General features: G+C 63.3%; 18 protein-coding genes, 1 tRNA gene and 1 pseudogene. 7 read left to right on the forward strand and 13 right to left on the reverse strand.

Annotation, left to right across the window (positions count from 1 at the left end):
• Positions 1–8: 8 nt before the first annotated feature.
• From ACPEH1_RS02105 to ACPEH1_RS02115, 3 genes are all read left to right on the forward strand, one after another.
• Positions 9–1,115 carry an NAD(P)/FAD-dependent oxidoreductase gene (locus tag ACPEH1_RS02105; RefSeq protein ID WP_287249804.1) on the forward strand — a complete coding sequence of 369 codons (1,107 nt, stop codon included), beginning with the start codon at positions 9–11 and terminating at the stop codon, positions 1,113–1,115.
• Between the two features lie 158 nt (positions 1,116–1,273).
• Positions 1,274–1,349, forward strand: a tRNA-Gly gene (locus ACPEH1_RS02110).
• A 226-nt stretch (positions 1,350–1,575) separates the two neighbouring features.
• Positions 1,576–3,519, forward strand: a complete 1,944-nt coding sequence (locus tag ACPEH1_RS02115; RefSeq protein WP_017642575.1) for a tyrosine-type recombinase/integrase — start codon at positions 1,576–1,578, stop codon at positions 3,517–3,519.
• Between the two features lie 48 nt (positions 3,520–3,567).
• On the opposite strand, the gene ACPEH1_RS02120 is transcribed toward ACPEH1_RS02115, so the two are convergent.
• Positions 3,568–4,209, reverse strand: a complete 642-nt coding sequence (locus ACPEH1_RS02120; RefSeq protein ID WP_023110687.1) for a substrate-binding domain-containing protein — start codon at positions 4,207–4,209, stop codon at positions 3,568–3,570.
• A 110-nt stretch (positions 4,210–4,319) separates the two neighbouring features.
• Here ACPEH1_RS02120 and ACPEH1_RS02125 point away from each other — a divergent pair, with 110 nt between their 5' ends.
• Positions 4,320–4,613, forward strand: a complete 294-nt coding sequence (locus ACPEH1_RS02125; protein ID WP_003821173.1) for a helix-turn-helix domain-containing protein — start codon at positions 4,320–4,322, stop codon at positions 4,611–4,613.
• Between the two features lie 26 nt (positions 4,614–4,639).
• On the opposite strand, the gene ACPEH1_RS02130 is transcribed toward ACPEH1_RS02125, so the two are convergent.
• On the reverse strand, positions 4,640–5,533 hold the full coding sequence (locus ACPEH1_RS02130; RefSeq protein WP_003821171.1) for a LysR family transcriptional regulator: 894 nt from the start codon (positions 5,531–5,533) through the stop codon (positions 4,640–4,642).
• Positions 5,534–5,853: 320 nt separating this feature from the next.
• The gene (gene hppD / locus ACPEH1_RS02135; protein ID WP_003821169.1) at positions 5,854–6,942 is read right to left on the reverse strand and encodes a 4-hydroxyphenylpyruvate dioxygenase; all 1,089 of its coding nucleotides are present in this window, start codon (positions 6,940–6,942) and stop codon (positions 5,854–5,856) included.
• A 131-nt stretch (positions 6,943–7,073) separates the two neighbouring features.
• On the opposite strand from hppD, the gene ACPEH1_RS02140 reads away from it, so the two are divergent.
• Together ACPEH1_RS02140 and ACPEH1_RS02145 are read left to right on the forward strand one after the other, a co-directional pair.
• On the forward strand, positions 7,074–7,556 hold the full coding sequence (locus tag ACPEH1_RS02140) for an Lrp/AsnC family transcriptional regulator (protein WP_033471055.1): 483 nt from the start codon (positions 7,074–7,076) through the stop codon (positions 7,554–7,556).
• Between the two features lie 100 nt (positions 7,557–7,656).
• Positions 7,657–7,851 carry a heavy-metal-associated domain-containing protein gene (locus ACPEH1_RS02145; RefSeq protein WP_003821167.1) on the forward strand — a complete coding sequence of 65 codons (195 nt, stop codon included), beginning with the start codon at positions 7,657–7,659 and terminating at the stop codon, positions 7,849–7,851.
• Positions 7,852–7,925: 74 nt separating this feature from the next.
• Here ACPEH1_RS02145 and ACPEH1_RS02150 read toward each other — a convergent pair whose 3' ends face one another.
• The 4 genes from ACPEH1_RS02150 to ACPEH1_RS02165 all read right to left on the reverse strand — a co-directional run bounded on the left by ACPEH1_RS02150 (position 7,926) and on the right by ACPEH1_RS02165 (position 12,252).
• Positions 7,926–8,684, reverse strand: coding sequence for a MauE/DoxX family redox-associated membrane protein (locus tag ACPEH1_RS02150; protein ID WP_017642570.1), 759 nt, complete (start codon positions 8,682–8,684; stop codon positions 7,926–7,928).
• Between the two features lie 223 nt (positions 8,685–8,907).
• Positions 8,908–9,246, reverse strand: a complete 339-nt coding sequence (gene fdx / locus ACPEH1_RS02155) for an ISC system 2Fe-2S type ferredoxin (RefSeq protein ID WP_003821165.1) — start codon at positions 9,244–9,246, stop codon at positions 8,908–8,910.
• A gap of 15 nt (positions 9,247–9,261) precedes the next feature.
• Positions 9,262–9,741 (reverse strand): Cu(I)-responsive transcriptional regulator, encoded by a 480-nt coding sequence (gene cueR, locus ACPEH1_RS02160; protein WP_003821164.1) that lies wholly within the window; start codon positions 9,739–9,741, stop codon positions 9,262–9,264.
• Positions 9,742–9,756: 15 nt separating this feature from the next.
• The gene (locus ACPEH1_RS02165) at positions 9,757–12,252 is read right to left on the reverse strand and encodes a heavy metal translocating P-type ATPase (RefSeq protein WP_033471058.1); all 2,496 of its coding nucleotides are present in this window, start codon (positions 12,250–12,252) and stop codon (positions 9,757–9,759) included.
• Between the two features lie 235 nt (positions 12,253–12,487).
• On the opposite strand from ACPEH1_RS02165, the gene ACPEH1_RS02170 reads away from it, so the two are divergent.
• Positions 12,488–12,844, forward strand: coding sequence for an ArsR/SmtB family transcription factor (locus ACPEH1_RS02170; protein WP_003821162.1), 357 nt, complete (start codon positions 12,488–12,490; stop codon positions 12,842–12,844).
• A gap of 109 nt (positions 12,845–12,953) precedes the next feature.
• Here the strand turns inward: ACPEH1_RS02170 and lpdA are convergent.
• From lpdA to ACPEH1_RS02200, 6 genes and pseudogenes are all read right to left on the reverse strand, one after another.
• Positions 12,954–14,381: pseudogene (lpdA, locus tag ACPEH1_RS02175) on the reverse strand (dihydrolipoyl dehydrogenase).
• Between the two features lie 105 nt (positions 14,382–14,486).
• On the reverse strand, positions 14,487–14,885 hold the full coding sequence (locus ACPEH1_RS02180) for a hypothetical protein (RefSeq protein ID WP_015912828.1): 399 nt from the start codon (positions 14,883–14,885) through the stop codon (positions 14,487–14,489).
• Positions 14,886–14,938: 53 nt separating this feature from the next.
• Positions 14,939–18,085 carry an efflux RND transporter permease subunit gene (locus tag ACPEH1_RS02185; RefSeq protein WP_003821160.1) on the reverse strand — a complete coding sequence of 1,049 codons (3,147 nt, stop codon included), beginning with the start codon at positions 18,083–18,085 and terminating at the stop codon, positions 14,939–14,941.
• Positions 18,086–18,098: 13 nt separating this feature from the next.
• The gene (locus ACPEH1_RS02190) at positions 18,099–19,214 is read right to left on the reverse strand and encodes an efflux RND transporter periplasmic adaptor subunit (RefSeq protein WP_003821159.1); all 1,116 of its coding nucleotides are present in this window, start codon (positions 19,212–19,214) and stop codon (positions 18,099–18,101) included.
• Positions 19,211–19,762 (reverse strand): hypothetical protein, encoded by a 552-nt coding sequence (locus ACPEH1_RS02195; protein WP_015912829.1) that lies wholly within the window; start codon positions 19,760–19,762, stop codon positions 19,211–19,213. The genes ACPEH1_RS02190 and ACPEH1_RS02195 overlap by 4 nt, the downstream gene beginning before the upstream one ends.
• Before the next feature lie 34 nt (positions 19,763–19,796).
• The gene (locus ACPEH1_RS02200; protein WP_223656232.1) at positions 19,797–21,008 is read right to left on the reverse strand and encodes a TolC family protein; all 1,212 of its coding nucleotides are present in this window, start codon (positions 21,006–21,008) and stop codon (positions 19,797–19,799) included.
• Between the last annotated feature and the right edge of the window lie 321 nt (positions 21,009–21,329).

A 21,329-nucleotide genomic window follows, 5' to 3' on the forward strand; every position in this document is an offset into this window, starting at 1 on the left:
CGCCACCAATGGAAACCGCTTCTTCCGCCTACGACTGGGATCTGGTGGTGGTCGGCGCCAGCTTTGCCGGCGCCGCCTGCGCGCTGGCGGCTGCGCAGTATGGCCTGCGTGTGTGTGTGCTCGAGCGCAAGGCCGATCCCGGTGCGCGCCTGCATACCACCGGCATCATCGTGAAGGAGGCGATCGAGCAGACCTGGCTGCGACGCGTGCCCGATGCACTGGTCCAGCGGGTGGAGCACGTGCGGATGTATGCCCCGAACCTGCGCAGCGTGCTGCTGGCAGCACCGGACTATTACTTCATGACCACCGATACGCCGAACCTGCTGCGCTGGCTGGCCAGCGAACTGCGTGCCAGCGGGGTGGCACTGCGCCTGGGGCAGTCTTTCACCCATGCGCGGCGCGAGGGCGTGGGCTGGCAGGTGGAGGGTGTGGGGCGTGCCCGCTATCTGGTCGGTGCCGACGGCGCCACCTCGCGCGTGGCGGACCGGACCGGGCTGGGCCGGGTGCGGGACCATCTCTATGGCGTGGAGCAGGAGTTCGCCGGCGTGGTGTTGCCCGAGGCCGGTGCGCTTCACTGTTTTGCGAGCCGGCGGTTCGCGCCAGGCTACATCGGCTGGGTCGCGCAGAATCCGACCGGCGTGCAGGTCGGGCTGGCGCTGCGCCATGATCCCGCGCGTGCGCGGCAGCCGGACAGGGAGGGCTTCCTGGCGCACGTCCGCGACGCGGTGGGCCTGCCCGCGTCCGCCCAGGCCGGTGCCACCCGCGCGGGCCTGGTGCCGTGCGGGCTGCCGGACGGGCCGATCACCGCGCCCGGCGTGATCCTGACCGGCGACGCGGCCGGGATCGTCTCGCCGCTGTCGGCCGGCGGCATTCATTCCTCGTGGCGGCATGGATGGACCGTGGGCGATGCCATCGCGCTGCATCTGCGCGGGCAGGGGCCGGCACCGGAAGGCGTTGCCGCAGGCGCGGCACCGAGGTTCCGGGCCAAGCGGGTTCTGCGCTGGGCAATGGACCATCTGCAGATGGACTGGCCGCTGGACCTGGCCCTGCAGTCGGGGGCGATGCGGCGGGTGGCCGAACAGATCTACTTCCATCGACGCGGCATGCGCGTGTGAGGGCGGTCTATGGTGAACGCGGCCGTTCCACACCGGCTGAACAAGCATGTTGACGGCGTGAAGGAATCCCGACACAATAGCGCTCCTTCGACGCAGGTCGAGGGGCCGGAAGCCTCCAGCACCCCCGGGTGCGATGCAGTCGGAGCAGTCGAAAGTCTGCGGGAATAGCTCAGTTGGTAGAGCGCAACCTTGCCAAGGTTGAGGTCGCGAGTTCGAGTCTCGTTTCCCGCTCCAAATTATGATCTACAGACTTCTACTGACGTCTGTAAGTCATTGAAAAAAGGGGCTTCGGCCCCTTTTTCCATTCCAGCGAGCGCCACGGAAATCCACCCACAGCTACCGTTTTTGAGTGACCAATTGAGGCACAAGAATACGGGTGGGACGGCTACCGGATAGTTGCTGGGGCTGAGCGGGAACCATGACGAGCATAGGGCCTAAGTCATTACTTAGGAGCCTCGAAATGGCACTCTCTGATCTGACCGTCCGGCAGGCAAGAACCACCGGAAAACGCTACACCCTCTCCGATAATGACTGCCTGGGCCTGATGGTCTCTGCTGCAGGCGGTAAGTCGTGGATGTTTCGCTACTACTGGCTGGGCAAGCAAAAACGTATGTCCCTGGGCGGATATCCTGCCCTCAGCTTGCGCGAGGCCCGCGCCGAGCGGGATAAGGCCCAAGCCCTGCTTGCCAGGGGGGTTGATCCGCAAATCGAGCGTGACCAGCGCCGGCACGCGGCCAAATTGGCGGGTGAATACACCTTTAGGAACGTTTTTGATGCCTGGGTCGAGCATCGCCGCAAGGAACTCAAGGAAGGCCGCCAGAGCACCCTGTCGCAGATTCTGCGCATCTTCAACAAGGACGTGCTGCCCGCCTTAGGGAAGATGTCGATCTACGACATTCGCCGCCCTCAGCTCCTGGGAGTTCTGGCGGCGATCGAGAAGCGCAAAGCGTTCACCACCGCCGAGAAGGTTCGCACCTGGTTCAACCAGATGTTCCGCTATGCCTTGGTCGTTGCCGAGGGCTTGGAGGTCAACCCTGCTGCTGACCTGGATGTGGTGGCCGAACCCAAGCCCCCGGTGACCCACAATCCCTATCTGCACCTGCCCGAGATGCCCGAGTTCCTTCAGAAGCTTCGGCTCTACACCCCCCGCGGCTGGCAGACCCAGCTTGGTGTGCGGCTGCTGTTGTTAACTGGGGTGCGGACGGGCGAATTGCGGCTGGCCGAGCCTGAGCAGTTCGACCTCGACCGCGGCTTGTGGATCATCCCGCCACAATTCGTCAAGCAGCTCCAGGACGAAATGCGCAAGGCCGGTAAGCGGCCGCAGGACGTGCCGCCCTACATCGTGCCCCTCTCTCTGCAGGCCATCGAGATCGTGCGCTATCTTCTGAGCGCGATGCGGCCGGCGCAGAAGTACTTGTTGGCTCATACCAGCGAACTCAAGAAGCGCATCAGCGAAAATACGCTGAACAAGGCCTTGCAGCTCATGGGTTACGAGGGGCGCCTGACCGGGCACGGCATCCGCGGCACCATCTCGACGGCGCTCAACGAAATCGGCTATCCGAAAATTTGGGTGGATGCACAGCTATCGCACTCCGACCCCAACAAGGTCAGCTCGGCCTACAACCACGCCAAATACGTGGAGCCGAGGCGCCGGATGATGCAGGACTGGGCCGATCGCCTCGACCTGCTCGAACAGGGCGAGGTAGAAGCTGCGAGCGCACACCTGACCATCCGCATCGATGGGGTGCCTGCGATGGCAGAAGTGGAAGAGGCGGTGGGTGCGGCCCCCATCGTGGCCGAGCCCCCTGTGCCCGGCGTGCAGTCCCTTGTCGCAACGCCCATTGTCGTCACTTCGAGCAGCGGCGGAATCACGTTCCGGAGACTGTCGCATCTGCCGCCGCCTCCGGTGCATGTCCCAGAGCCGGAAGTGTCCGCGATCCAGCGCGAGCGCGAGGAAATGCTGGCTATCTATGAGTCGCCGAACAGCCTGCCGGTCCCGTTGTTCGGCAAGCTGGCCGGGAAGTCCAAGGACCAGATCAACCGCGAACTGAAAGCCGGAAAGTTGCTGGCTATCAGCCTTGGCAATCGGGGACAGCGTGTTCCGGACTGGCAACTGGTGCCGCTCAAACACAGGCTGGCCCAGGTGCTCATGAACCAGTGCCCGCACGCGGATTCTTGGGGACTTTACCGCATGCTGACCCAGCCGCACCCTGACCTGGGCGATCGCGCCGCCATCGATGCGGTCACGCCGACCAACGTGCCGGCGATCGTACGGGTCATCATGGGCGACTACCAGCATCACGAGGATGTGCCCAAGGCCGTCGCCCCGCAGCCCGTCCCGGAAGATGTGCGGCAGAGCGTTCGTAGGCTAGTGGACAGCGCTGTGGTGATCGAGGGAACCTAATCCACGGGTCAGCCTATGGCCGGGATGACGCTTCCGGCCGTAGGCCCATCACCTTGCACCTTCCCCAGCAATCTGTAGCGCTCTACGCTCGAACCGCTTGGCAGCAGAATCGGCTTGCGCGTGGGGCCGTTGGAGGTACGTCACGATATTGTAGGGGCCATCGGCGAGCGGTCGCATGCCGATCCCCCATTGATGGGCACGCTCGATGCGCGATTGCGCGCATACGCCGATGCCGTAGCCGGATGAGACCCACAGCGCCATCATCTCGAATGAAGTTGCAGACAGGATGTTCTCTTGGTCCACTGGCATGAGGGAGGCCAACCTCTCGTCCAGCAAGGGGCAAGCCTCCACCCGCCAGCGATAGATTGGATAATCCTGAAGATCTGAGATGGTGAGCTTCGCCTGGTTAACTAAGCGGGACCGCGGTGGTATCGCAACGGCCATGCTTTCGCACCATAGCCTCCGGCTACTCGTCAGGTGATCCCCCGCACCGCTAAGAGATAGTCCCGCGTCGTAGCGGCCCTCCTGCAGGCCCGTCATCAACTCTTGATCCGAAACTTCACGCACGGCCATCGCGACGCCCGGCTCCTGCGCTCGCTGCAGTGCAAGCAGCGCCGACAGCCGTGAAGACGGTACACCTGGCGCTATGGCGAGTGTGAAATTCGGGGGCGGACTGATGACGTCATGCATGGATACCCCCAAAGAGGCGGCGGGAGGGGATCGAAAAGATCTACCGACATCATACTAAAGAGATATCTTTAACGTGGTTAAAGATCAGTGATTCCATGACGCTTCTGCGAATGCAGAAGCGCACTATTCGGCCTGGACGGCCCGCCGGAGTAACCACCTATGAGTCCGCACCGGCGTTGGCGTTCGGGCAAGCGGTGCGAGCCGCTCGCCTGGATCAGGGGATTGCTCAGGATGAGTTCGCGGGCTTGGCGGGGATCGCGCGTTCGCACATGGGCAAGATTGAGCGCGGCGAGCACATGCCGACACTCGCTCTCATTCTAAAAATTTCCCTGGCTCTCAAGATCAGCTCGGCCGAACTGATGACGGCCACGGAGCGCAACCTCTACCTTCAGGGCGATGCGTGACGCCGGGTGTGGCGCAGGCGCCGTAGCTAATCGCTCTTTGGCGAACGCAAACGCTCGATGAAGCGCTCTACGGGAACGGATAGTCCGCTACCGCCTTCGGGCCGAAGCAGGTAGGTGATGATGACGGCCGAATCGAGCGCCAACGGCCGGATCACCACGTCGGGACGTTGGCATACCGCGATTCGGGTCGCCGTTGCGAAGCCGATGCCGTAACCAGCTCCGACCAACGTGAGCATCATGTCCAGCGACGAGACATGCTCAACGATGGTGGACTCGCGCTCCAGGGGATGTAGCAGCCGGGTCAATTCGCGGCAGTAGCCCTCGCAAAGCTGCGGATCGCACATCACCAGCGGGTAACTCACGAGTTCACGTAGCGACACTTCCTTGTGGGCCAGCAACGGGTGCCGGATCGGCAAGGTCACCACCAGCGGGTCCTGCCAGATGGGCTCCGTCACCAGTCCGTCGCCGACGTCCGCAGTGTGTGCGAAACCGATCGCGAAGTCGCCGGATCGCAGCCCCCGCAACTGTTCCGCCAGGGTGACCTCGGAGAGCCGTATTTCGATCTCCGGCTCCTCCTGGCGGCACAGGGCAAGAAGTGCAGACAGCCGCGGGTCGATGGCGCCATCGGAGATGGCGATGCGCACGCTGCCTCTTAGGCCTGCGGCGATCGCCCTGACGTTTTCTCGTGCCTGCTCCAGGTTGGTGAACAGCCGGCGAATGTCCTGAAGGAAGGTGGTACCCGCTGGCGTCAACCGCGTTCCCCGCCGATCGCGGTCAAAGAGCAGCACCCCCAGTTCGTCTTCCAATTCCTTGATCGTGCGGGACAGCGGCGGCTGCTCGATGTGCAAGCGCTCCGCAGCACGGGTGAAATGCAGCTCTTCGGCGAGAGCCACGAAGCAGCGCAAATGACGAAGTTCCATGGGCACGTCCTTCAGCAATCCTGGTCATTGGGTTGGCCACGGCGCATTGCTGCCGAAGTGCGCTTAGAGGGGGCGAGGTAGTGCTGGGTCCCTCTTCAGGGCGAGGAAAAAGGCCATCGGTGTATCTGAATAAGAATACATATGTTCATGTATTAACTCAAGTCAAGAGTGGTAGCAACTGTTTCGGAACGTGACGCCGAACCCAACCCGCTCAATGCTTGAGCGGCTAAGGCCGTACTGACGCCAAAGTAGCGCGAGCCCACAGAGGGGCTCGCGAGATGTAGGACCGAAGGCGCTCTGCCTTCATGGAAAAGCCCAAATCAGGCCGGGTTGATTTCCAACGAGCCACGGTTGATCTGGTCGCGTTCCATCGACTCGAACAAGGCGCCGAAGTTTCCTTCGCCGAAGCCCTCGCGGTAGTTGCCCTTGCGCTCGATGAACTCGAAGAACACCGGGCCAAGCAGCGGCTCGGAGAATATCTGCAGCAGCAGGCGGGGCTGGCCGCCTTCGGTCGTGCCGTCGAGCAGAATGCCGCGCGCCTGCAACTCGGGCACGGGCTGGCCATGGCCGGGCAGGCGCTTTTCCAAGTTTGCGTAATAGATGTCGTTGGGGGCGGTCAGCAGCGGGATACCGGCCATCTGCACGCGGTCGAGCGCATCGAGTAGGTTGTCGCACAGCAGGGCGATGTGCTGGATGCCCTCGCCGCTGAACTGCATCAAGAATTCCTCAATCTGGCCGCCGCCCTGGCGTGCTTCCTCGTTCAGCGGGATGCGGATCAGGCCGTCCGGCGCGCTCATCGCCTTGGAAGCCAGGCCGGTGTACTCGCCGTTGATGTCGAAGTAGCGGATCTCCTGGAAGTTGAAGAACTTCGTGTAGAAGTCGGCCCAGTACGTCATGCGGCCGCGATAGACGTTGTGTGTGAGGTGATCGACGATCGAGAAGCCGTGGCCTTTGGGACGGCGATCCACACCGGGTAGGAATTCGAAGTCGATGTCGTAGATGGACTTGCCGTCCTCGAAGCGATCGATCAGGTACAGCGGCGCGCCGCCGATGCCCTTGATCGCCGGTAGGCGCAACTCCATCGGGCCAGTGGGAATGTCCATCGGCTGCGCGCCCAGCTCCAGCGCGCGGTGGTAGGCCTTGTGCGAATCCTTGACGCGGAACGCCAGCCCGCAGGGGCTGGGGCCGTGCTCGCCCGCGAAATACGCCGCCTGGCTTTTAGGCTCGCGGTTGACGATGAAGTTGATGTCGCCCTGGCGGTAGAGCGATACGTCCTTGGAGCGATGCCGGGCCACCTCGGTGAAGCCGAGCTTCTCGAACAGCGGCTCCAGCACGCCGGGCGTCGGCGAGGCGAACTCGACGAATTCAAAGCCGCACAGGCCCATCGGGTTGTCAAAAAGGTCGGTCATCAGGGGTGTCTCTCTTGGGTTTGGGGTGGAAATCTGGACACCCTAGATGGTAAGAAAAAGCCCGCACATCATTTCTGCAAAATCAATTGCAAATAGACTTCTTGATGCCTGATTCCTGCGTGGTGAAAGAAATGAGCACAGAAATAGTCCTTGATGGTACGGATAGACGCCTTATTGATGCATTGCAACGCAATGGAAGGTCCACCTTCGACGAACTGGCCGAACACGCAAGCCTGTCGTCCTCGGCCACGCTGAGGCGGGTGCGCCGCCTCGAAGAGGCTGGCGTCATCGCCGGCTATGTGGCCCTGGTGCACCCCGAACGCATCGGCCTCACCCTCACGGCCTACCTGAACGTGCGCCTCGAAAAGCACTCTGATTCGCACAAGCGCAACCCCATGGACGTGTTCCGCGCGTCGGTTCAGAACTGGCCCGAGGTGGTGGAGTGCCACGCGCTGACCGGCGACATGGACTACCTGTTGCGGGTGGTCGTCAGAGATATGGCCCACTACTCCCGCTTCGTGCTCGATACGCTGCTCAAGCACCCCAGCGTGCAAGACTGCAAGACCAGCTTCGTGCTGGACCGCGTGAAGAGCACCACGGCCTTGCCCCTATGAACATTCGGCAGGTTGGTGTGGCGGGGATGCAAATAGCGCTTGACCTTCCAACCGTGGCAAGGATCAAACTTTAAGCATCCCAACCCGAAAGGAGTTTTCCATGCAATTCCATCTCGAAGACATGACCTGCGGCGGCTGCGCCCGCACTGTGACGAAAACGATCCAAACGATCGACCCCAACGCCAAGATCGTTACGGACCCGCCGACCCGCCGTGTCGAGGTCCAGACCTCGGCCTCGCAAGAGCAGATCGCCGCGGCCCTGAGCGAAGCTGGCTTCCCGCCGCGCGCGCAGTAACACCGCGTCGTGGCCGGCATGCACACAGGACGGCCGATGCGAGCACGTGCGCTGCGCCATATCTGGCGCGGCGCTCAGTGCATCCCAAGGTAGGCGACCTTGGCCCACATCCACAGGGCCATCGCCACCATCATCAGGTTCTCGGTCAGGGACACGAAGTCCAGCGGCACGTTGCTGTCCCCGCCCACGCAGGCGCACTTGAGTTCCCGGCGATCGACATAGACCGCCTTGAAAACCGACACGGCCCCGACGGTCCCGATGAACAGCGCCAACGGAATCGACACCCACATCCCCACGCCCGCGACCATCAGGACGCCTGCGATGGCCTCCGCGAACGGGTAGAAATAGGCATACCGAACCCAGCGCTTGGCCAGCAGGTCGTAGTTGAGGAACATCGTCGCGAAGCCGTCCACGTCCTTGAGCTTCTGCAGCGCCAGGAGACACATGGCAAAGGCCACGAGCCACTCTGCCGCCTGAATGCTCCAGAGCTGGCCGAAGGCCGCCCAGCTCGCCGCCAGCGCCATCGCGGCCGCCATGGCGAACAGCGCGATCACAGGGGTGTAGGTCACGGCGTTCTTGTCCTTCACGGACATGCCGAAGAATTTGCGTAGGTCGTCGTAGCCGCCCACGCGCCGCCCGTTTATGAAGACCTGGGGCGTGGTCTCGACGCCATGCTCCTTCTTGAACGCATCCGTCTGCTCGCGGCTCGCCAAGTGTTTGTCCTCGACCTCGTAGCCCTTGCGTTTGAGCAGATCGAGCGACTTCAGCCCGTAGGGGCAGGTATGGCCGGGCATGACCATTCGGTAGAGCGTGGCTAGCTTGGGCGCAGACATGCAGGACTTCTCCTGTGTGACTTTCCATGGGCCGGCCGTCACGGATTTAAGGACGTTGATGACCTTTCCAGCCTAACCGACGACCGTGCAAAGGGAGTGTAGACACCTGGCTCGCGGGTTGGTCTGGCCCACGGGTTGGTTATCTGGCTGCAATGCCGTCAGTCCTCCATCTGCCAGAGCAACCCTGCCGCAGGCCGGTGCGCCTGAGGCAGCACGCAGGCTCCTAGTGGTTCTCCTTGGCATGGTTGATCGTGTACTTGGGGATCTCGACGGTCAGGTCTTCGGTCGCAACGATGGCCTGGCAGCTCAGCCGCGACTGCGCCTCCAGTCCCCAGGCCCGGTCGAGCAGATCATCCTCGCACTCCTCGACTTCGTTTAGAGAATTAAACCCCTTGCGCACGATGCAGTGACAGGTCGTGCAGGCACAGCTCATGTCGCAGGCATGCTCGATCTCGATGCCGTTGTCCAGCAGGGCCTCGCAGATCGAAGTGCCTGCTGGCACGTTCAGTTCGGCTCCCTCGGGAGCCAGTTCAGGATGGGGCAAGACTGTGATTTTGGGCATATCTCTCCTGGCTGCTCAGTGCGCACGCGGCTTTTTTCCTGCTGCGTTGGCTCGCGCGCGGCGCGGCACTGCGCCAGTGCGCGCTTCGGGCTTGTTGTCACTGGTATCGGGCTGCTCCAGCGTGTGCAGGATCGGGCAGTCGGGCCGTTCGTCGCCGGCGCAACACCGGATCAGCGCCTTGAGCGTCGCGGCCATCTCCAGCATGCTCTCGATGCGCCGGTCCAACTCGTCGATGTGTTGCTGGGCCAGACGCTTTACATCAGCACTCTGGCGCGACTTGTCATTCCACAGTCCCAGCAAGTCCGTGATCTCGGCTACCGAGAAGCCGAGGTCGCGCGAACGCCGGATGAAATGCAACCGGTGAACGTCGTCCTGGGTATAGGCGCGGTAGCCCGAATCGGTGCGGTCAGCCGGAGGGATCAGACCGATTTGCTCGTAGTAGCGGATCATTTTGGCCGAGACCTTCGAGGCCTTGGATGCTTCACCGATGTTCATGGTGTTCCTCCTTTCTCAATGAGCGGTATCCGCCGCCAGCGGCGGCTGGAAGCGGCGCAGGCGCAGCGCGTTTCCGAGCACGAACACGCTGGACAGCGCCATCGCGCCAGCCGCGAAGATCGGCGACAACAGCACACCGTATGCGGGGTACAGGACGCCAGCGGCCACCGGGATCAGGGCCGTGTTGTAGCCAAACGCCCAGAACAGGTTCTGGCGGATGTTGCCGATGGTCGCCTTGGACAGCGCGATGGCGTTGGGCACGCCCTGCAGGTTGCCCGACATCAGCACTACGTCGGCCGACTCCACCGCCACGTCGGTGCCGGTGCCGATGGCCAGGCCCACGTCGGCCTCGGCCAGCGCCGGGGCGTCGTTGATGCCGTCGCCCACGTAGGCGATCTGGCCGTGGCTGGCTTTCAGCCGGCGCACGGCTTCGACCTTGCCCTCGGGCAGCACTTCGGCCACCACCTCGTCGATGCCCAGTTGCTTGGCGATGGCCTGCGCGGTACGCGCGTTGTCGCCGGTGATCATCGCCACCTTCAGGCCGAGCTGGTGCAGCGCGGCAATGGCCGCGGGCGTGCTGGACTTGATCGGATCGGCCACCGCGATGATGGCGGCCAGCCGGCCGTCGATCGAGGCGTACAGCGGCGACTTGCCCTCGTTGCCTAGGCGCTCGGCCGTGCGAGCGAAGCCGCCCACGTCCAACCCCAGCTCACGCATGAAGCGATCGGCACCGACCTCGACACGCGCGCCGTCCACGGTGGCGCGCACGCCCATGCCCGTGACCGAATCGAAGTCTGTCATCGTCGGCAGCGCGATGCCACCTTCCACGGCCGACTCGACGATGGCGCGTGCGATCGGATGCTCCGAGCGCGATTCCACGGCGGCGACCTTCGCCAGCACCTGGTTGCGGTCAAAGCCGTCGGCAATCTCCAGGTCGGTCAGGACCGGGCGGCCCTCGGTCAGCGTGCCGGTCTTGTCCACGGCCACCACCTTGGCGTCCTTGAGCAGTTGCAGGGCTTCACCCTTGCGGAACAGCACGCCCATCTCAGCGCCCCGGCCCGTGCCGACCATGATGGAGGTCGGCGTCGCCAGACCCATGGCGCACGGGCAGGCAATGATCAGCACCGCCACGGCATTGACCAGCGCGAAGGACAGCGCGGGCGACGGGCCGAACACCAGCCAGACCAGGAAGGTCAGCACGGCGGCCAGCATGACGGCGGGCACGAACCACAGCGTCACCTTGTCCACCACGGCCTGGATCGGCAGCTTGGAACCTTGCGCCTGCTCGACCATGCGGATGATCTGCGCCAGCATGGTCTGACCGCCCACGGCGGTGGCACGCAGCGTCAGCGCACCCTTCTGGTTGACGGTGCCGCCGACCACGGTGCTGCCTTCCGCCTTTTCGACGGGAATCGGCTCGCCGGTGATCATCGACTCGTCCACGAAGCTGCGGCCCTCGGTCACTTCACCATCGACCGGCACGCGCTCGCCGGGGCGCACTTCCACGATGTCGCCCTGCGCCACGTCGTTGATCGGGATGTCCACGATGCGGCCGTCGCGCAGCACGTGCGCCTCCTTGGCCTGTAGGCCGACCAGGCGCTTGATGGCCTCGGAGGTGCGGCCCTTGGCCCGTGCCTCAAGAAAGCGGCCCAGCAGGATCAGCGCCACGATGACGGCGGCCGCCTCGTAGTACACGTTCACCGTGCCGGCCGGCAGCAGACTGGGCGCGAACGTGGCGACCATCGAATAGCCGAAGGCCGCGGCCGTGCCGACCGCGACCAGCGAGTTCATGTCGGGACCCAGGCGGAACAGCGCCGGGAAGCCCTTCTCGTAGAAGCGCCAGCCCGGAATGGCGAGCACCAGCAGGGTCAGCACGAACTGCAGATACCAGCTCTGCTGGATGCCGATGGTGGAAGCCACCCACTCGTGCATGCCGGGAATCATGTGCGAGCCCATTTCGAGCACGAACACAGGCAGCGCCAGCACGGCGGCCAGGGTCAGGTCGCGCTTGAGTTCGGCGCGCTCGGCGTCCTTTTTCTCGGCGGCTTCCTCGTCGGCCTGCATGCTGGTATCGACAGGGCTGGCCTCGTAGCCGACCTTATCGACAGCCGCGATTAGATCCTGCACGGATGCCACACCACGCACGGTAGCGCGCTCGGTCGCCAGATTGACCACAGCCTCAGTGACGCCCGGCACCGCCTTGAGCGCCTTCTCGACGCGGCCCACGCACGAAGCGCAGGTCATGCCTCCGATCGCCAGCTCGATGGTGCCCTGAGGCACGTCGTACCCTACCTTCTCGATCGCCTGGATCAGCGCCATGCGATCGACAGCACGGTTCAGGCGAATGTCCGCTCGCTCGGTGGCGAGATTGACAGACACGCTTGCCACGCCCTCGACCTTGGCAAGGGCGGCCTCGACTCGGCCGACGCAGCTTGCGCAGGTCATGCCCTCGATGGGCAGGCTGATTGCCGCTGCTTGGCCGCCAGCACTACTCGTTGTTGCCATGCTCATGGTGTGCTTCCCATAGTTGAAATTCGACATGGAGGGAGCTTAGGGTTTACCATCGTGGGAAGGTCAAGCGCTTTTTCGGATGCTGTCAGGTTTCAGAAATGACCCGGTGCACGGGGAGCGGAGGCCTTGCCTGCCAGGCTCGCACTGGTTCTTTGCTGCGCGCGCCTAAGCGGCTGCTGCCTTGTTAATTCTGAAGGGCGAAAACAGCCATTCGAGGTTAGGAAATATTTTAAAAATGAATACAAGTAAGCCATTCAGTACCCCACCGAAGGATCCCAGCGCCAATTTGGAATCGCTGTCACAGAATGACGTGACCATCTTGGCTGAGACATTCCGCCTCCTGGGTGACCCGTCCCGGCTGAGAATCATGCTGTGCTGCATGAAGGGCTCATCCTCGGTCGGGGATATCGCTGAAACCCTCGAACTCTCGCAGTCGCTGGTGAGCCACCACCTGCGGCTGCTGCGCGGTGCTCGCCTGGTCAAGGGCGTGCGCCAGGCCAAACAGATCTTCTATGAGGTGGCGGACAAGCACGTGAACCAGGTGCTGCTGGATATGGCCACCCACATCGCGGAAGACCACAACGACGAGTAACTGTTGGGCATAGCATGCCGTTGCAGCGTGGCCTACGTTCCATGGCGATATGCGCCCCACCGCCCGCAGCTGCGTTCGGTGAGGCGGTTTGGATGCCGCTTCCGATCAATCAGAAGTTGAGCGCGCGCTTGTCCACTGCCAGCGAGGCCTCTTTGAACGTCTCGGAGAGGGTCGGATGGGCAAAGCAGATGCGGGCGATGTCTTCGCTGCTGGCCTTGAACGCCATGGCGATCACGGCCTCGGCCACCAGTTCGCTGGCCTGCGGGCCGACTACATGCACGCCGAGTATCTCGTCCGTGGCAGAATCGGCGATCACCTTGACGAGGCCCGTCGTGTCGCCCAGTGCACGCGCGCGGCCATTGGCCATGAACGGGAAGGAACCGATTCGATAGGCGGTGCCCTGCTCTTTGAGCTACTGCTCGGTGCGGCCTACCCAGGCAATCTCCGGGCTGGTGTAGATGACGTTGGGGATCGTGTTGAAATCGACGTGACCGTGCTGGCCGGCAATGCGCTCGGCCACTGCGACACCTTCCTCTTCCGCCTTGTGCGCCAACATCGGGCCACGCACCACGTCACCGATGGCCCAGATGCCGGGCACACTGGTGCGGCATGCATCGTCCACCACCACGGCGCCGCGCTCATCCAGTTGGAGTCCCACGGCGGCCGGATTCAGGCCTTCGGTGTTGGGCACACGGCCGATAGCCACGATCACTTTGTCTGCCTGCAAGGACTGCGTCTGGCCCTGGCTGTCGGTGTAGTGAATAGTCACGCCGGCCTCGGTTGCATTGACTTCGCGAACCTTCGCACCTAGTTCGATCTTCAGGGCTTGCTTGTCGAACGCCTTCTTCGCCTCCTTGGCGATGGCTTGGTCGACGATTGGCAGGAAGCTGGGCAAGCCTTCGAGGATCGTGACATCCGCCCCCAGGCGGCGCCAAACGGAGCCCAGCTCCAGGCCGATCACGCCGGCACCGATGACGGTCAACCGATTGGGCACGGCCGCGATGTTCAGCGCGCCGTCGTTGGAGAGCACGACCCGCTCATCGAACGGTAGGTTGGGGAGCGGCCGCACGTTGGAGCCTGTGGCAACGATGATCTGCTTGCCCACCAAGGTAACAGCCTCATCGGCGGCGACGCTCACCTCGAAGCCACCATCGACAGTCCTGGTGAAAGACGCCAGGCCGTTGAAGAACTGGACCTTGTTTTTGCGGAACAGATAAAGGATGCCTTCGTTGCTGGACTTCACCACCTGATTCTTACGTTCCAGCATCGTGGTCACATCCATGCGCAGATCACCCGTGGAGATGCCGTGCGTGCCAAAGTGGTGCTTGGCTTGTTCAAAGTTCTCTGACGACTGCAGTAGCGCTTTCGAAGGGATACAACCGATGTTGTTGCAGGTACCGCCAGGTGCTGGCTTTCCGTCCTTGTTCTTCCAGGCATCTACACAAGCGACCTTCATGCCTAATTGGGCAGCGCGAATGGCCGCGATGTATCCGCCAGGGCCGGCACCGATAACAATGACGTCGAAATGCATGTCCATGATTTACATCTCCAAAGTTTTTGAGGAAATAGTGAGCGCCTATGTCGCGCCTTTTGTCAGGTGGTCGCCAGATTACAGCTCGTTCCCTGACGATCACGTTGAACACTACGGAAGAACGAACCGGGCGCTCGCGGTATTGCCCCCACGTTCGACTTGGACAACGGCCTTCGTGCCCTTGGCTGCGGCGAAGGTCCCGCTGCCTTCGAGGCGGCTTCCGTCCGCGGCAGGCGTGAGTTGCACCTCCTGCTTTTGTGAGCCGGTCAACAGCGTGAGCTTGGCTTTGGTGTTGCTTACGTTGACCTGCTTGCCGTGGTCGCGCAGGTAGAGTTGCGCTGCTGCGGGCTGAACGACCAACTCGTAGTCCACGTCCCGGACTTCGGTCACGACGCCACCATGCAGCGGCTTGTGGTCATGCGCGTGGTCATGGTCGCCTGCGGCGAAGGCGGTGACGGATGCCAGGGCGAGGGCGGTGCCAGCCGTGAGGGAACGAAATCGAACAGACATGAAAGCTCCTATAGGGTTACGGTGGTTGAAATCGGGTGACAGAAGGCGTTGCATCAGAATGCCCCCGCGTCGCGGTCGTCCAGCAGGCGTTCGGCAGGCTTGCGGCCGAACAGCCAGAACATGGCGGGTGTAAGGAAGGTGTCCAGCAGCGTGGAGCTGACCAGCCCCGAGAAGATCACCACCGCGACGGGGTGCAGGATCTCAGTACCGGGTCGTGACGCCTCGAACAACAGCGGGGCCAGTGCGAAGGCCGTGACCAGCGCGGTCATCAGAACCGGGGAAAGCCGTTCGAGCGAGCCACGCACGATCATCTTCTGGTCGAAGTCCTCGCCCTCCATGCGCATGAGGTTGAGGTAGTGGCTCACCTTCAGGATGCCGTTGCGCACAGAAATACCCGCGAGCGTGATGAAGCCGACCAGAGCGGCCACGGACAACGGCTGGCCAGACAGCCACAGCCCCAGCACGGCGCCGACCAGGGCCAATGGAATGTTCACCATGATGAGCGCCGATAGGGCGACCGACTTGTAGCGCGTGTACAACACCACGAACATGAGCGTCAGGGAGACGATGGACAGCAGGCCCACCAGTCGCGAGGCTTCCTCTTGTGCCTGGAACTGGCCGCCCAGCGTGATGAAGTAGCCTTCGGGCAAGCGCACTTCTTGGACGACGCTGCGTATGTCGGCCACTACTTCGGACAGCGGCCGTCTCTGAGCGTTGGCCGACAAAACTATGCGCCGACGGCCATCGTCGCGGCTGACCTGGTTGGGGCCGTCGCTGTCTTCGATGGTGGCAAGGCGCGACAACGGGACCCGACCCATGGGCGTGTCGATGAGGATGCGGCTCAAGCCCTCAATCGACCGCGCCTGCTCGGGCAGGCGAACCACCAGCGCGAAGCGGCGGTTGCCCTCGATGACCTCGGTGATCTTTTCGCCTTCGACCAGGCTTTGTAGCGTGGACAGAATTTGCGGTGCGGCCACGCCGTAGCGTCCCGCCGCCGCATAATCCACGCGGATTTTGATCTGCGGCGCAAGGACCTGCTTTTCGATCTCCAGGTCAGCAAGCCCCGGAATTCCGGCCAGCTTGGCGCGCAGCAGATCCGCCTGCCCGCGCAGGACGTCCAGGTCCTCGCCGAACACCTTGATGGCGATCTGCGAGCGCACCCCCGACAACATGTGGTCGATGCGGTGCGAGATCGGCTGGCCAATGCCGATGGAGCCGGGCAAGTGAGCCAGACGCGAACGGATGTCGGCGGTGATCTCCTCCATGGAGCGCTTTAGCTCCGAGGCGGGCAGCAGGCCCACGTCCAGCTCGCTGACATGCACGCCTTCGGCATGCTCGTCCAGCTCGGCCCGTCCGCTGCGCCGGCCCACGTGCTGCACCTCTGGCACCTGCGCGACCAGCAGCTCGGCTTGCTGGGCAAGCGCCGAAGATTCGGCCAGCGTCACACCGGGATTCAGGCGCAGGCCCACCAGCAACGTTCCTTCATTGAACGGGGGCAGGAACGTGGTCGGGAAGAATGGCACCGCGGCGACAGCCAGTGTGACAGCCACAGCGGCCATGCCAAGGGCGGCACGCGGCCGCTGCAAGACCCGCTGCAGGCCGCCCTGATAGCGCGTCTTCAACCAGGCTAGAAGCCGAGTGTCGCCATGGTCCAGCGTCCTCATCTTGGGCAGCAGGTAGTACGAAAGCACCGGAGTGACCGTCACAGAGACCAGCAGCGAGGCCAGCGTGGAGACGATGAAGGCGATGCCCAGCGGCACGAACAAGCGCCCCTCCATCCCCGGCAGCGCGAACAGAGGCAGGAACACCAGCACAATGATCATCGTGGCGTAGAGAATCGCCGAGCGAACCTCCATCGAGGCCCTGGCAACGATGACCAGGGGCGTCAGCCGGTTCTCAGGGTGGCGGGTGCGGTCCTCCTTGAGCCGCCGCATGATGTTCTCCACATCGACCACAGCATCGTCCACGAGACCGCCGATGGCGATCGCCAGCCCACCGAGCGTCATGGTGTTGATTGATAGGCCGAAATAGTGGAACACCAGCCCGGTCACGAAGATCGAGGCAGGAATCGCGGTCAACGCGATCACCAGGGGGCGCAAAGTGCCCAGGAAGAAGAACAGGATCACCGCCACGAAGACCGATGCGCCGATGAGCTTGCCTTGCAGCGTGCTGATGGACGCCTCGATGAAGTTGGCTTGTCGGAAGGTCACCTGTGGCTCGGCCATGCCAGCCGGCAGTGAGCCCTTCATGTCCGCCAACGCTGACTCGATCGAGCGGGTCAGTGCAATCGTATCGGCCGTGGGCTGCTTTTGGATGCCCAGGATCACGGCTGGCAGGCCCTCGAAGCCCGCATCGCCGCGCTTGATGGCTGGCGCAAACTGAACATCGGCGACCTGGTGGAGCAGGATGGGTTGGCCCGCACGCACCGCGAGAGGCAGGTTACGCAGGTCGTCGAGTCGGGACGTGCGGCCCAGGTTGCGGATCAGGTACTCGCGGCCATTGATCTCCAGGAAGCCGCCGGAAGTGTTCGCGGAGAAGCCCTTGAGAGCCGCATCCAGATCGGACGCAGTCACGCCCAGCTCTGACATACGCGTGGTGTTGGGCTGGACCTGGAACTGACGGACCTCGCCTCCGATCGGGATGACTTGGGCAACACCAGGTATGGCCATCAGCCGGGGGCGTAGCACCCAGTCCGCGTACTCGCGAGTGTCCATGGCCGACAGCGGCGGGGCTGCGTTCTTCTGCCCTGAGGGCTTGGCACCGATGGGGATTGCAATCTGCATGATCTCGCCCATCACTGAGCTGATTGGCCCCATAGTGGGCGTCACGCCCGGGGCTAGCCCTTCCTCCATGGACGTCAGGCGTTCGGAGACCATCTGGCGCGCCCGGAAGATGTCGGTCTTCCAGTCAAATGTCACGTAGATGAAGGAAAGCCCGGCGCTGGAGACCGAGCGCACGCTTTCGACGCTGGGCAGGCCGTTCATGGCCGTTTCGAGCGGGAACGTGATGAGTTGCTCGACTTCTTCGGCAGCCATGCCGCCAGCCTCCGTCATGAGAGTGACGGTCGGCTTGTTGAGATCGGGAAAGACATCTACCGGCGTGCGCGTCAGGGTGAACGCGCCATACGCCATCAGCACCAGCGCCCCGATGATGACCAGGAGCCGGTTTCGTAAGCTATTTTCGAGAAGCCACTTGAACATGGAATGGTGCCCCTCAACGAACTTGATTGATCAGGGACGCGCCCTCGACAACCACGCGGTCGCCGTCCGCCAGGCCCGAAGTGACAGCGATGGATGCACCATCCAAAGGAGTGATGTTCACGACACGCGGCTCGAAGCGCTCGGCCTGGTCTTTGACCCAGACGATGTTCTGGTTGGCAGGGTTCTTCATCAGCGCACCGGAAGGCACGCGGTAGCCAGGTACCGTCGTCGCCTCTTGCACGAAGACCACCACCGGCATACCGACCGCCAAGCGCGAGAGGCTTTCGCTGGTGCCCTTGAACAGCATGGGCAGGGCCTGCTCGCGCAGGCTGCTGGCGGCACCGACGAAGCTCAGCGGCACCTTCTGACCGCCTACTGCGAGTGCAGCACCGGCCAGGTTCTGTGCCATTGCCGGATCGTAGGCAAGCGCCTCGATGCGCAGTTGGGTCGGATCGACCACCTCAAACACCAGTTCGCGCGCATCCACGACCTGCCCGGCAACTGCGGGGCTGGATGCGATGACGCCGCTGACTGGGGCCTTCAGTACGTCCCTGCCGGCGAGGCCCCCGCTCAAGGCGCGGGCGCGTTCGGTCAGGCTGTTCACTTCGCTTTCGGCTGCTTCGATCTCCTTGCGGGGCACGGTCTCCGACAGCTCGCGCAGCCGGGCCAAGCGCTTCTGCGCGAGCGCTTGGCCCGCACGCAGCTCGGCAACCTGGGCCATCTGGCCTGAGCGCTCCAGCACACCGCTGGCCGGTTCGATGTAAGCCAGCACCTGGCCCTTGCGCACGGATTGGCCGATCTGCGGCAGACCATCCGGCCCGGGCACCAGCCGGCCCATTACCATTGCCTGGACCTTGCCGCCTGTCGTCGGGTCCATGATTACTTTGCCAGCCAGTTCATGGCTGCGGGCCAAGGGCTCCTGCTTGATCAGCTGGGTGCGTACACCGATCTGACGTTGCGACGGTTTCGGAAGAAACACGCTGCCATCAGGCTGGCGCTGGGGGCCATTGGAAGACGCAGCCGGCGCTTCGTCGCCGTGGTCATGGCCGTCGTGAGCGAACGCGGGAGCAGCCAGAGCCAATGCAGCCGCCATGGCCGTCGTCATTAGGAAACGGAAGTTGCGCTTCATGCTGCACCTCGCAGTGCACCGTTGGTGCGTGTACGTCTGCGCAGCGCCCACGCTAGGACACCGACGCCGAGGACTGCGGCACCGCCACCTAGTACGACCACACGGCCGGATGCGACGGCATGCTCGTGTTCGGCGTCTTCGCTATGAACATCGAGAACGCCCGTCAACAGGTCCGATTGGCCCTGCGCAGTAATAGTGGCCATGATTGAGGTCTCGCCATCGGATAGCGGCTCAGTCAGATCGGCCTCGAACTCTCCAACCCCGTGTGAGCTGACCTTTACCTGTTGACCACCCAGCTCGAGGGTCAGCTCGCCATCGGTCACCGGCCGGTTGTCGGCAGCATGGTCGAGGTAGAGTGTGAGACGCTGGCCGTTCAGCACACCCACCAGTTCGAAGTCATCGGAAACTGCGGCAAAGCGCGGAAGCGCGGCCGCTGCGGGGGCAGGAGCGGCTTCGCCATGGTCATGGCCGTCGCCGGCCCACGTTGCGCTACTGCCAAGCAGGAGGCTGGACAAGGCAGCTGCACGCCAGAAAGAGGATTGCGACATTTCTAAGGTTCCAGGATGGTTGAGCGCGCGCCGATCAGCGCGTGCCGGAGATGTCAGTGAAAGTCTCGGTCGGCTGCGGCAGCGTGCCTTGTGCCTGCAACAGGGACGAGATGGCCGCGGCATGCTCCACCTTGGCGAGCAGCGCCGCGCGCTCGGCCTCGGTGGCCTCCTGCTCGATGCGAAGGCGTGTCGGCATGTCCGTCTCGCCCATCGCGAACGACTTTTGGTAGAAGGTGCGCGTTTGTTGGGCTAGTCGCTGGCGCTCCGAAGCGGCCTGCATCTGGGTGCTGGTTGCCAGTTCGCGCGATTGGGCAGTTCGAATTTCCGAGAGTAGCCGGGTGCGCTGGGCCGCGAGTGCCGACTCAGCCTCCAGTGCCTGCGCATTGGCGCTGGACAATTGCTCGGTATGACGGCTACCCGTACCGAAGGGAATGCGCACACCCACCGTGATCGTCTGGTTGTAGCGTTCGCCGTAGCCGCCCCGATCCCGCGTGGTCGCCAGGGTCAGTTCGGGGTTGGCGTACTTCTGATGGGACACCAGTTCCGCAGAGCGGCGGGCCGCCAGCGCCTTGTGCTGCAGTTCCAGCAGCGCAGGGTGGTTACCCAACAACGCGCCGGACGGCTGTGCCGATGCCGGTTGAACTCGGACACCTGACTGCTCCGGCTGCGCGGAATCGGCCTGCGACGGGATACTCTCGATGCCGGTCAGTGCCAACAACGCCTCGCGCTGCGTGATTTCTTCGGCCTGAGCAATGGCCAGGGCACTACGAGCCGACGCCAAGGCGCCATCGGCCTGGTTTCTGTCGGCTTGCGCCAGGTCGCCCGCGCGAACCCGGCGAGCCACATCTTGCGCCAACTCGTCCGCGCTGCGGGTGCGATCCTGCGCCGCCACCAATTCGGCCTGGGCACGCTGCCATGCCCACCATGCCTGGCGAACCTGTCCGGCCGTGCGTAGCTTGGCGGCCAGCATCCGGCTGGATAGCGCGAGGCTTTCCGCGTCCGCCCAGCGTGCCGACGAGGCGCGCTCACCAGGCATCCAAAGGGGAATAGCCACCCCGACTTCATATTCGCGCTGTCCGTTGCGGTTGTTGAACCGATCAGTTTTGGTGGAGGCTTCCAGCGCCATCGGACCTGCCACCCAACTGCCGGCCGTCTCTTGGCGTGCTTGGGCGGCCTGCTGCCAGGCGCCTTCTCCAGCGGCTTCTGGCTGCCGCTGCCAAGCTGACTCCCACAATTGGGCGACCATGTGGCTGTCTGGTCTGGATGGGACGTGAGGGGCGGCTACTGGCTGGGCTAGCACGGTGCCGGCCCAAAGCGTGGATACCGCCCAGATCCATCCCTTGCGTATGTCTTTGCGAAGCATTCAATTCTCCATCGGTGTTGCATCAGTACTTACCCCCGGCTGGGTGTTCTCTTTCCGAGCAAGTGCTTGTCGTTGAAAAGCCACTGTTCACTGGCTTAGATATGAACAATTGTATATCTATTCATATGAATGGGAAAGAAAACCTTACATCCTTTGAGCACCAATCGCCTTAGAGAGGGCGTCGGGCGCAAGACATCGAGAGGC

The sequence above is a fragment of the Stenotrophomonas sp. NPDC077421 genome (assembly GCF_049545505.1).
GTDB lineage: Bacteria > Pseudomonadota > Gammaproteobacteria > Xanthomonadales > Xanthomonadaceae > Stenotrophomonas > Stenotrophomonas nematodicola.